The sequence below is a fragment of the Vibrio sp. KUL78 genome (assembly GCF_059725505.1).
Genome location: NZ_AP045839.1, coordinates 19,662 through 31,331, shown reverse-complemented (window position 1 = coordinate 31,331; position 11,670 = coordinate 19,662). Strand labels below are relative to the sequence as shown.

9 protein-coding genes are annotated in these 11,670 nt (G+C 48.2%); 5 read left to right on the top strand and 4 right to left on the bottom strand.

The genetic code is table 11. From position 1 onward, the window contains the following. Positions 1-3: 3 nt before the first annotated feature. The 4 genes from traD to AC6I8Y_RS25725 are packed head-to-tail and all read right to left on the bottom strand — an operon-like array spanning position 4 to position 5,912. A complete protein-coding gene (gene traD, locus AC6I8Y_RS25740; protein WP_498023287.1) occupies positions 4-1,911 on the bottom strand; it encodes a conjugative transfer system coupling protein TraD in 1,908 nt (635 codons plus the stop codon). Continuing rightward, positions 1,901-4,378, bottom strand: a complete 2,478-nt coding sequence (gene mobH / locus AC6I8Y_RS25735; protein WP_498023286.1) for a MobH family relaxase — start codon at positions 4,376-4,378, stop codon at positions 1,901-1,903. The genes traD and mobH overlap by 11 nt, the downstream gene beginning before the upstream one ends. A 3-nt stretch (positions 4,379-4,381) precedes the next feature. After that, positions 4,382-5,215: a hypothetical protein gene (locus tag AC6I8Y_RS25730; RefSeq protein ID WP_498023285.1), complete on the bottom strand. Its 834-nt coding sequence runs from the start codon at positions 5,213-5,215 to the stop codon at positions 4,382-4,384. Beyond that, positions 5,208-5,912, bottom strand: coding sequence for a hypothetical protein (locus tag AC6I8Y_RS25725; RefSeq protein WP_353500229.1), 705 nt, complete (start codon positions 5,910-5,912; stop codon positions 5,208-5,210). Before AC6I8Y_RS25725 ends, AC6I8Y_RS25730 begins: the two co-directional genes overlap by 8 nt. Before the next feature lie 1,898 nt (positions 5,913-7,810). On the opposite strand from AC6I8Y_RS25725, the gene AC6I8Y_RS25720 reads away from it, so the two are divergent. From AC6I8Y_RS25720 to traF, 5 genes are all read left to right on the top strand, one after another. Further along, positions 7,811-8,893, top strand: a complete 1,083-nt coding sequence (locus AC6I8Y_RS25720) for a ParM/StbA family protein (protein WP_498023284.1) — start codon at positions 7,811-7,813, stop codon at positions 8,891-8,893. Continuing rightward, the gene (locus tag AC6I8Y_RS25715) at positions 8,877-9,338 is read left to right on the top strand and encodes a hypothetical protein (RefSeq protein ID WP_353500227.1); all 462 of its coding nucleotides are present in this window, start codon (positions 8,877-8,879) and stop codon (positions 9,336-9,338) included. Before AC6I8Y_RS25720 ends, AC6I8Y_RS25715 begins: the two co-directional genes overlap by 17 nt. A gap of 198 nt (positions 9,339-9,536) precedes the next feature. Continuing rightward, the gene (locus tag AC6I8Y_RS25710; RefSeq protein ID WP_498023283.1) at positions 9,537-10,136 is read left to right on the top strand and encodes a hypothetical protein; all 600 of its coding nucleotides are present in this window, start codon (positions 9,537-9,539) and stop codon (positions 10,134-10,136) included. Between the two features lie 58 nt (positions 10,137-10,194). Then, entirely contained in the window at positions 10,195-10,728 is a 534-nt protein-coding gene (locus tag AC6I8Y_RS25705; protein WP_353500225.1) for a hypothetical protein, read from the top strand. Continuing rightward, the gene (gene traF / locus AC6I8Y_RS25700) at positions 10,725-11,657 is read left to right on the top strand and encodes a conjugal transfer protein TraF (RefSeq protein WP_498023282.1); all 933 of its coding nucleotides are present in this window, start codon (positions 10,725-10,727) and stop codon (positions 11,655-11,657) included. Before AC6I8Y_RS25705 ends, traF begins: the two co-directional genes overlap by 4 nt. Positions 11,658-11,670 lie beyond the last annotated feature (13 nt).

Genomic DNA, 11,670 nt, shown 5'->3' with positions numbered 1-11,670 from the left:
CCATTAGCGTGGTTCGACCGGCAAGCGCACGAGCGTCTTCTCACCATTAGAGAACGAACAAATCGCTTGAAGGTTCGGTAAAGCGGACACCAAATGCGGCGGAAAGAGCGGTCTCTCTTCAGAGTCTTCGCGCATACCGCGCCCACCCGTGAACTGCGACATCGTGTCGTGGGTGCTGGTGGTGTTAGAGCGCATCTTGGTGTGTTTGACGAGGTCGGCAACGCCAATCTTCTCTGAGGTATACTCACGAGTCAGTTTGTCTTCACAGCGAAAGCTGATGGTGTTCGCGCACAAGGACTGCACGCGCATCATGGTGTCTTCACCACATTTATCAGAAATATCTGCCAGGCCTTGCGTGCAGAGAAACAGCTGATAGCGAGACTGACGACCGACGGCTAAAAGGTCGAGCAAAATAGTATTGAGTGCGGAATGCGCCTCGTCGATGAGAAAGACGACTTTGGGCTCTTCCCCTTGGCTAAAGTTGTAGCGATGTGCCGACGCCCCCGCTACAGCGGAGCTCACCAATTTCGACAAGGACGAACTGATGATTGGGTCAGTCAAACCATCGGTCGCCATGTATAACACGCCGCCGGTTCGGGCGATCTCTTCGATGTTCACGATGCGCGGGTCGTTATCGAGGACTTTGTCGTTATTTGGAGATAACAAATGTGATAATGGCTCTGAACAGAGCTGCTCTAGAAGTGCATTGAGCGATGCCGTCTTTGAAGCGACATCAGAGTCGGACTTGCTGAACTGGTCGATAATACCCGACAGCGACTCTTCAGCGTAATCACGCGCCAGCGTCGACTGGTAATAGGTCATCATTTTATCGAACAAACTTTTGCCCGGTACGCTGGAGAATTTATTCGCGAGGTTCTTTTCCCATTCGTCACCGTAATTGTCGACGTAATAACGCTTAAGACACGACTCAACCAGCTTGGCCATGCCTTCACGTCGAAGGTAATAACGCAGTGACATTATCGTCACTCGCTCGCCGACGTAGTGCGCCGCCTGAGCCACTTGGTTCACTCGCTCCCAACAGAACGCTCTAAACACATCACCACTAGCGCCACCTTCTGGGATACAGTTAATGATGCGCGTGGCGATATCTGTGGTACGGTTAATGTTGGCCAAGCAATCCACCACCACCGACTCTGTCGGTCTCGCGGGAGAGAAGTAGTAGAACTGATCGCTTTTGCCTTGGCGTTTCATCTCCGCTTCTAAGCCGTTTTTCAGCTCCGGGGTATTTTTGGGGTCGATGACGATAAGCAGTACTGGCTCTTCGCGCCAAAGCTCATTAAGAGCGACGATTTTCAGCGCCGTGGTTTTACCGGTACCAGGCAAGCCCTGGCACAATGTGTGTGCACGCCAGGTGTCATCACGTACCGAAATGGGGTGCTCTTCACCAAGCCCCATTAAAAAGGGCTCCCCACCGAGATATTCCGTCAAATCTGGATCGTAAGGAACAAACTGTCTTAGGTAGACCGGGACGACAATGTTACGACGCTTGGTAGACATCGCCATAATTTTGTAGGCGTCGGTGGCGTGTTCCGGGCCATAGTTATAACCCTCGCCAAAGTACGTGCGGTCTTTATACTTCTTGGCGCGCTGACGCGTTTTTTCCAGTGGTTCAATGGTCAGTTGTGACGACACCAACTTCGCTTGTCTTTTTACCAGTGGCCAAGCCTGGCGAAACCGGGTGTACCCCATCACTGCGCAGATAAGCGCTGCGCAAACCGCAAAGACCATCATGTCGCTGAGCGAATTTCCTGTCCAAAGCAGACGAACAGCCTCGACACCTCCAGCGACTACGTAGAATGCACAGCCCACCAGCCATACCTTAGCCTGATCGGCTTCATAAACCGGTCGAAAGTGATGCGTTATCGTATCGGTATCGGGTCTATATAACATGCAGTGCCTCCTTGGACAGACCTATCCTTTTGGCCTCTTCGCTTTCAAGTAACGCCTTCGCGAATGACGCGCTGACGATGCTGAGCGGCTGATACTTATCATCGAGTGGTTTTGGATCGGCAAATCGTGCCCCTCGTATGTCGACCTTCATCGCCATGTTGTAAAGCTCGGTGGATGGCACCGCGACGACGGTCGCTGCCAAGGCAAACACATCCAGCAGCACCTGCACATAACCGTTCTCACCGTCTCCGAGTGTTTTCTCTTTGACCGCTTGGCAGTAGTCGCTTTGTTTAACCACAGCGAATAAGTCAAGTTCTTTCGTGGCGCTTTGGTTGTGTATGTTGAGAAGCTCGGTCAGCCAACCGACACGGACATAAAGCAAACCCTTGTGCTTTTCTGGGCGGATCCAATCTCTGTCCTTTGCCCAGTAATTGGCAAGCACTCCTCGAGAGAGTAAGTAGGCAAGAAAAATAGCGGTAGGATTGTGTCTGACTGAGTCCATTCGCATTTGAACCTGATTTTGATAAGCCTGAACATTCGCAGGCATGCCATCTTTCACATTCGGACGCTTATCGATGCCCATCTCTTTCACTGCACGCCCAGACTCACTGTCTTGCACCACCACGTCTTGCAAACGATGATCAGGCACTTCACGATGCACATCGCGTCCATCAAACCCAGTTTTGTCATTGAATGAACCGAGCGCCTGCGCGACCTTACTGCTCGGTGAAGGTGCGAACCCTGTGCGGCCTTGCTTAGCACGCTGCGATTTCGACGATGAGGCGCCATTTGAGGGGTTACCACTTTTGGCTGCTTTAGACTGGGAACTGCACGCATTAGTAAGCGCTCTTTGAGATTGCGCCTTTTTCGAAGTGGATTTCTTGGACTTAGGCGAAGTATTGGCCGCGTTTTGCGTCACTGCTTGTGCTGGCTTATCTGTCCCAGGGGGCAACTCTTTGGCACTCTGCTCCTGCTTGCCAGCGCTCTCGATTGCTTTGCCATCACTCGGGGCTGTCGGTTTTTGCCCTTTCATGTTGTTTAACGCTTTTTCGGAGAATGCGATGAACTCGGGTACATCATGGCCGGTAAAGAAGTTCTCCACCTCGGCTATGTTTGATGGGAAGTATTCAAGACGGCCGGCCTCGTCAATTTTGACCAGCTCACCCAACTTAGAGAGCGTGAGTGTCGCATTGGTCATATCCTCTGGGAACACGTTGCTATCGAACAAGGCGCCATTCCAGTTGAGCTGCACCAGGTTGTATTTGAATACAGTTTCTTTGTTTGGTTTGGTAAAGCGGAGCTCACAGGTCTGAGAGTATGGGTGAAGACGACGGAGCATACCGCCATCGTACATAATGTTGATCACCCCTTGAGGAACGATAGGTAGGGCGTTATTCAGGCTCTTATTTACATAAGCGATGATCTCTTTAATCGCCTTATCAGCATCCAGATAGACACTTCCATCAATCATGAACACACGCGCATGCTCTTTGCCCATGCCTTTATGCCAGCTTCGCTTGTAGAGATCGCGCATCGCAAGAACAATCGAGGTTTCCACGCCGATGCGTCGTTTACCGAAAGCACGGTGCCATTGGGTTCGCATGTCCGCTTCAGCGGAGCGATTATCAGCGGCGCGAAGGCAAATTTCGAGGTAGCCGTCTCTCTGTTTGTAGTGGCGCAGGCAATTGATAAGCGGTAGAGACAAGTTGTCACTAGAAGTGTATAACCAGCGACGCAAATCGTCAGTGAGTAACTTATCAAGCAGCATCACTGAAAGATTGTCATGCTCCTGGTGAACGCGACCAGCGCGCCAATGGACAGTGTAGCGGCGGATGGACTCGCGCTCCGCCCACTCAAAAATATCTTCAACCTGGGGCTGCCACACCAGGCCTTCTGGCTTATGAGAGATCACTTCCATGTCAGCGATGATTTTTCCGGCATCGTGGATAATACCGACAAGCCAAGCAGCAAACTGCCAGCGCGGGATCCGCTCGCGCTCGATATCTTGAAAGCCAATTGGGTTGGGCTTGGTAAACTTTGACGCGCGTAGCGACATCAAGCCCACTTCCAGCGAATGACGCAGTAGTCCCCCAACTTCACGGTGATGGTTGTACTCAGACGCAGGGAGCAGATGGTAAAAACCAATCATGCGCCTGATAACCGCAAGGTAAGTGGTTTCAAAGGTGATCTTGCCTTGTACAGTACTTTCCGGGGTCATCCCAGAAGCGAGCCAGGTCTCTCGAAGAATGGCGCGGTACACATAGGCAATATCAGAACGACTGACGATTGGCACGCCGCTTGGTGTTGGGGGATACTCAATGAGTTCGCGCAGTTGTTGCTGCATCTGAGCAATGTGTTTGCGCTGCTCATCAATGATGGCCGCGCTCATTGAGTTTTGTAACTCAAGGCGCACGAGGTCGAGCCCTTTGGCGCTTAACTTGAGTTTCTCCCAAACGTAAGTAAGCATGCGTTAATTCACCTGCTCTTCGTCGAGCTCAACGTTAGCATCTAACTCTTGGTCATCGACAATGACATCGCTCTCAAGCGTGCTTTCCACATTTTCAAGCATCTCGGTCATGTCTTCAGTGGAAAAGGTGTCATCAATCAGGTGATGCTGAGTATTGTCCGTTTCAACTGCGCTATCCGCAGTGTCGACAGCTTCTGCAGTTGCCGCTTCTTCCGCTAATCGGTCCGATTCATAGGCCGCTTGCTGATTAAAAGCGGTCAGCTGATTGATAACGCTGTACCTAGTCGAACGTATCGATTTTGTAGAGGAACGTAGGCGGTTGGTCTGCTCGTAAATCTCATTGCAGATACGAAGGATCATTCCTGTCAATCGACGTCGAATGCCATCGTACTGTTCGTCGTCAATCAATGCGCAGTACCAGTAATTTTCAAGCCTGGTCGCTAGCGTATCCATTGCGCTGACCCTGTCTGCAACGCTGAGCATGCTCGGATGCGTAAGCTCTAGAATGTGACAGAACGATTCAGGTACCGCGAACTTCAATTCATTTTCTTTCACGTTGAGACGCTTGAGCGCCTTTCTGCCCTGGCGAACAAGAATGTCAGACTCTCGCTTTAAGTGAAGGTAGTCATTTTCAAAACGTTCAAAAATGGGATTAAACAGAGTGTCAATCGCGTTGAGTAGATGCTTTTGACCAATGGAGTGTTCACGAAGCGTCGCGACACGCTGCAATGCGCCAACCAATACACCACCCCTCTCTAGCAAGATTCGGTGCATGATTTCAGACTGGCAGTTCACCTCGAACTGGAGCGCTTTTCGTTTCTGAATAAACTTAGCCATAAGTATTTCCTTCGTAGGTAGGGCTCAAGCCCGCTTTATCGAGTAATTCGCCACGAAACTGCAGCAAGTCGTCGATGGTCTTTCGGCGCGCGGCCGGAATGGAGATCAAAAATCGATTTCTGATCTCGGTTTCAATGAGTGAGCGCTCATCAGCGCAGATATTCTGGTAGTGCTTGCGTAGGCGGTAGTAGTACAGAAGGTGCACCCCAACATTGTTGACAAGCTGTTCATGCAATTCGAGCTCCCACGACTTCATGTGACGTGACAGCGATTTGACTGCAAAGAAGCCTCTAGACTCACTACTGTAACTGCCTTTACGGATCTCATACGAGCGGCCTCGCAAAACCAAGAGACGCGCCTTTGAGTGTTTCGCGTTGTATTTGCGCTGGCCATCATCATCACGAGCATAATCTCGGTATCTAAGCTCATAGTTCATCGCGTCTGGGTAATTCTTGTTGCGCCGATTCACCGAAAAGAAGATCGCCACTTGCCCGAAGTGCTCTGATTTGCGGTATCCCTTCTGCTTGATCTGACTGATACGCGCATTCTCTTTTTGCTGCGGCTCCGTGTAGAACTGCCTAATACCATCAAGCACAACACCAGCTGCACGATTCAGCTCGTGCTCCATGCTGAATCTAGCCTCACTAAAGTGATGCAGACTCAGGGTAGGGAAATCTGGGTTGTATCGTTCTTTCATGGCAACCTCCTGTGCATTTAGAGCTCAGTAAAGCACTTAAAGAATTCCCAAAATCGAAATAAGCAGCCCAAATGACGCGTGTTATTCATTTTCCTTGCGTATCGCGCACTGGTTAGAAAACGAACAACCCTGCTGAATTCAAATGCTCAGTGGCCAAGGTACTCGCCCAGGCCAGTGGCGCTAACCTGGCGCGTGCCCCGGTCGTAAAGTTCACCTAGTACAGAGCCCAGGCGTGACCCGTCCTCTTCGCTGGTGATTGTCAGGTTGTTTAGAGGTAGGTTTGAATAGAATTAAATGTTGGCAGCGCAAAGTGCAGTAGCGGGCGACGGTTCTGGCGTCGAGATTTGAGGAGAGACGTATACCGGGCTATGCCAAGAAGCGAGTGACGTTCACATTGGCGAAGCTCTAGGGTCGCCACCAGCGACAATAAGCCTCCCCAGCAGCTTGCCTTATCACTGTGACCACTGCCTAGCAATGGTGTTCAAGATTGAGCGTACAGAGCGTGTCAATCACATTGGCTAAGCCCTGGGCTCGATGATTGTGAATGGCAGGCTACCTAGCAGTTTCCCTCGGTGTCGTGGCCTGCACCTGGAAGGTATGTCACCTGGCAGGAACTACAGAGCGCCCCGATCACATTGGCTAAGCCCTGGGCTCGATGATTGTGATTGGCAGGCTACCTAGCAGTTTCCCTCGGTGTCGTGGCCTGTACCTGGAAGGTATGTCACCTGGCAGAAGCTACAGAGCGCCCCGATCACAAATGACCCTGAGGCAGTTCCCTAATGCGTCGCCGCTAGATACCTAGATTGTTCTGATTTCGAGAGCCTTGCCAACGGCACAGTCCAGCGCGCTCTTCACCCTAGGCACAGCGACAGGCTGCATGACGCAGGGATCCATTCCAACAGTACTAACCCAGCACGAGCTCAAGGCCGCATTGGCCAAGATAGCGGTGATGAATGTGGAAAGAGCCATTAATCGCCTTTAGATGTAATTGAAACCGCTCTAGGCTTATCTAGCGCTCTAGGCCGCGATGGCCAAGGTCGATATTTAGATCAGAGTGAAAGGCGTCGCTGCAGAACCTTTCTCGCGATGGCGTGTACCAGAGACGATAATAATTGGCAGTGGATATTCCCCCAGAATAATTCTTGGGTGGATAGTGGGGAGTATTTCCACCCATTACAGATAATTTCTTGTTTTTTTGGCCTTCCACCCAAATACCCATTCTTTTGGCTAATTTCACTTTAAGCAGTAAGGTATATGACTGTTTTTATGTGCTTTTCTCAAATACACGCGCATTTTTTACATGCATAATTTTGGCTCTCCACCCATTACGGGAACTCCTCGCAAATTGTGACTTCAAGAAAAATTCTAACTTATTGTTTTTAAGTTCTTTTGAAAAATTCAGGCCAATTTTGCACTAGTAAAAATATGGCTCTCCACCCATTACTGTCCTTCAGTCTATGATTATCAATGTAATAAAAAGCTATCATGTTGTTTTATAGGTGTATTTCATTTTTCTCATGATTTTCACGCTCACTTTCCACCCAATACTAGAAATACCGTTCAGAAAGTATGCTCAACATAGAATTCTCTATCTGCCAATTTCCGAGCTTTTTAGTGCTAATCTCCCCCCTTACACTTTTGCCACCTTTTGCCACTACTACTCTCTTATTAGCCTTTTACGCTTTGAAGGGTGTGTAGCCAACGCAAACCAGAAATCGCGCGCGCCTCTTTTCGCCACTTCTTGCTTCACCATTGCCACTCACCGACACATATTCCTGTATTTGACGCCGCTGCTGTAACTTAAACAATTAGGCAAGCTCAATTTGGCTGCTTAATTTACCAATGGCTGCTTTCGAGAACCTATTTTTCTAGAGTAATTTCTTAATTTGGAGCCTGTTATGTCTAGTAAGAAAGAGCTTACCTCAGCAGCGATTGATATTGGGTTTGGTACATGTGCCGTTACCACTAACCTACATCATAGAGTACCCTTTTATATTGATTACCCATCTCGAATAGTCAGGATTAACAAACTCGATCACTCAAGCACGGACGCAGCGATGTGGAAAGGGAAATCGACCAGTGAAGCTTCAGTCATAGTCCACGTGAACGGCACTGACTATGAAGTTGGTCCCAATGTTTCTAGCCAAGCTGCGGATGGCATTCGTGCTCTTCATTCCGACTTCGTATCCAGTGAGCGCTATCTAGCTTTGTATAAAGGCGCATTGGGATTACAGCCCAATGACTGCCTAGACTTCCTTGTTGTTGGACTACCTTTAGATGCGCTTATCAAAGCCAAAGAAGTCAGAGACCTTATGAGTGGTGTTCATTTCATAGGTAGCCGAAAAATAAACGTCAAACACGTAAAGGTGTTTGCTCAGCCTCTTGGCGCTTTATTATGGCATGCAAAGAAAACTGCCGATAAAGAGAACCCGAGAGAGGACATCATGCACTTTCTAAATGGAGTTCCGAAAAGGGCAGTGCTCGACCAAGGCTACGGCACATTTGACTGCCTTACTGTCTCCGGATTAGTGCCTGACAAGCCTCAATCTGGTGCCGCGCAGATCGGCCACAATAAAACGCTTGCGGCGGTTTCGCTTCATTTGACGAACAGCTTTAACGCCAACGTAAGTGCCGAGCACGTTGACCAAGCATTTAGGACAGGTGAACTGCACGTCTTTGGTAGATCTTACTCTTTTCCAACTTGTGAGAGCTTTGACGTACTTCCAATCATTCGAGCTCATGTGAATGACTGCATTGAGTTTACAAAAAACAAGGTTGGCAGCGCTGTCGATATTGCTGAATTTCTATTAGCTGGTGGTCCTGCGCCTTACTTCTTAGAACCGATGAAGAAAGCATTCCCTCACCATCGCATCATACTCGTAGAAGACCATGCAAGTGCTGTGGTTCGTGGCTTCGGGGAGATTGCTCGCCAATGGCGAAGCAGCCAAAATGCAGAGCGTACCCATGACGAGCCGACATAATATTCGTTGCTCTCACGCAGCGATCCCGGAGTCTTATCAAAACTTCGAAGCTAGAGCTTTGCGAAAGCTTTTACTTGGTGGGCTTAATGCGTTTGTTAAAGCCAAAGGCGTATCCACCGTCGATTTATACGCTTTAGAAGGTAGGCGACTTAAGCTTCCAGTGGTGGAGATTCGACTCTCAGTAAGCGAGATCTACCCAGAGCTTTCGGCTTATCTTTCGGCCTCCCAGTCGCCGACTCGGGCTTTGGAAGAGATTTGTTACGCTTTTGGTTATTTCATGGCTGAAGAAGACCAAGCTGCGCAATATTCAGAGACTTCTACCAATGTCGATGATTCTAGTGCAATAAACGAGCCCATCGATAACCATAGTAATTCCCTTCTTGATAACCTGATGTTCATGGAAGAAGAATTAATGGTAGAAAGTACAGATAAGTCTCAGAATTGAAACAAGTTTAGATTTGACAAATTGCAACACTTAATTTTTTCAACCTTGAAATCGATTACTTTGTAAACAATACTCTTGCTGTGCAAATAGGAAATTTGCACTCCGATCTGACTAGGAAGTTAGAGCAAGCCGGAAAGCCAGGGCGGCTTTCCACCAAAACTTTTTTGGGCAAAAAAGTTTTTATATCGGAGAATAATTATGAGATTACGTCAGTTTTCTGAGCTATCAAGAAACTTGGTTCTTACGGCTCACTCACACAGTCTTCGCGACACTTCAAACAATTTTTTCGTGCATTTTAATGCTGAAAAATTTCGCAAACTAGACCCTCAGCAGCTAAGTGATTTCTTGCGTGGTGTGAATTGTCCTCTTGAATTTATCAAGACCAATATACGCCACCGCTCGGGCATAGAAGCTTTCGTGGACGCATGTCGAAAAGATGACTTTTCCGACTACCTTGAAACCTATCGCCTACATAATCAATGTAAAAAATTCAATTCAACAATACACGTAATGCACTGCGTAGCAACTCCAATCCTCATTGAACTAAGCAAGCTTGCTAAAGAGCATCCGGATAACTTGCGTGCGCTTTTGTACTGTTCTAAAAAGGACATTACAGCCCTTGCCTCTCTCTCTACGACAGAGATTCTTCGTTGCATTGACCATGGCTTTATTCCATTTACACTTCGGTGCGGGGACGACTTAATTGCCGCTGTAGAGCATCAAGATCGCAAGGCTTTGTTGCAGTCGTTTCTTTGTCGTCACGCTGTACAAACATCGTCATTTATTGCAGCAATTTGACCTCCAATGACCTCACCTATTCGTGAGGTCTTTAAGTAACACGTTATCGGAGGCAATTATGGACTTGCTATCGACCTCTACACGTAACCACTTTGAATCAAACAAGACCGCTCTTGAGCTCGCCACCCTCGGTGCGACTCGATTAACTATACAAAACCTTTTCAATTCCTGTTCATTGAATGTGAGAAATGAAATTGATGAACGTCGGAAAGAGCGCACCGTGCCCTTAACTCGTTCAGGGAAAGTCAGCAGCTTCCTTGAGTTCAGTAATCTTGAAGCATACCAATTGACTGCAGCTTTCTATCAAACCTACACCTTACTAACTAAAGACCCCGATATTGAAAAGCCAATAGATCCGAAAGCGTTTCTTGAAAGCTACCAAGTTTTGTCTGTTACCTATGATCACCAATCCTGCCGTGACCATCTCGACATCAACCGTGCACTAAGCGTTCTTCTCAAAATACGGGAGCACTCTCTCAAGATGGTGAAGTGCCAGAGTCGAGAATGCCATTGTCTTTACATCGTGAAGTTTGAGAAAGATCTGACAGTATGTCCATTCTGCGGCAGTCGTAATAGAGAGAGTGGCTTATGAGACCAATTATTATTCTTGCAGTACTACTGCCGTTTCAATGTTTATCTACCACTGGGGACTATATTTCGCGCTCTGATGATGCACCGTCTGGGTGGCACTTTTATGATGAGGATCCACCTAAACCGGAAAAAGAAGAGCCTCCTATTCAAGAGAGCACTACACCAATTACTTCAACACCTATGCAACCATCAGCGCCCGCCCCTCTCAGCTCAGCATGGATCCGGGAACAATGGCCTAAGTTTCGCGATGCTGCTATAGATTCCCCAACACCAGAAAACATCCGAAGAGTTCGCCTCCTCCAACGCGTGATCATGGACAAGTCGACGGAATTTAGCGATGCGTTCATCCAAGACTCTATCAACACCCCTCTTCTCAATGAATCGCTCGCACGGCCTGCTACAAGCTTTGCTATTGGTGCATTTAATGCCCAACAGAATGCAAATAGAGCTACCCTACTAGAAGAAATCGGCAAAAAGGCAGGCTTATGGTTCTTTTTTGAAAGTGACTGTGAACTTTGCAACAGACAAGCACCGCTGCTAAAACATCTTGAGTATGGTGGACTTGATATTCAAGCAATAAGTATTGATGGACCGGGCTTAGTCTCAGGACTATATCCAAATTATACGTTTGATATGGGACAAAAGCATAAGCAGTTAAAAGTGGCACGCGTTCCCGCGCTGTTCTTAGTCACCTATGACGGTGAGTTTGTCATCCCAATCACTCAGGGGCTGCACACTGTAAGTGAAATCGAAGAGCTCATTTTTCAACAATCTAAAACGGCAGACTTGATAACTGATACTGAATTCAACAGTGTTGCCAAGACCCAAAGAACTAACCGCTATCAGATCCCAAGTGACCAAACCCCTGATGCCGAACGAATGACTACTGATGCGGCATACTTCAATCAGATTTTACTACCCAACGAATAACAAAAGACTGCAT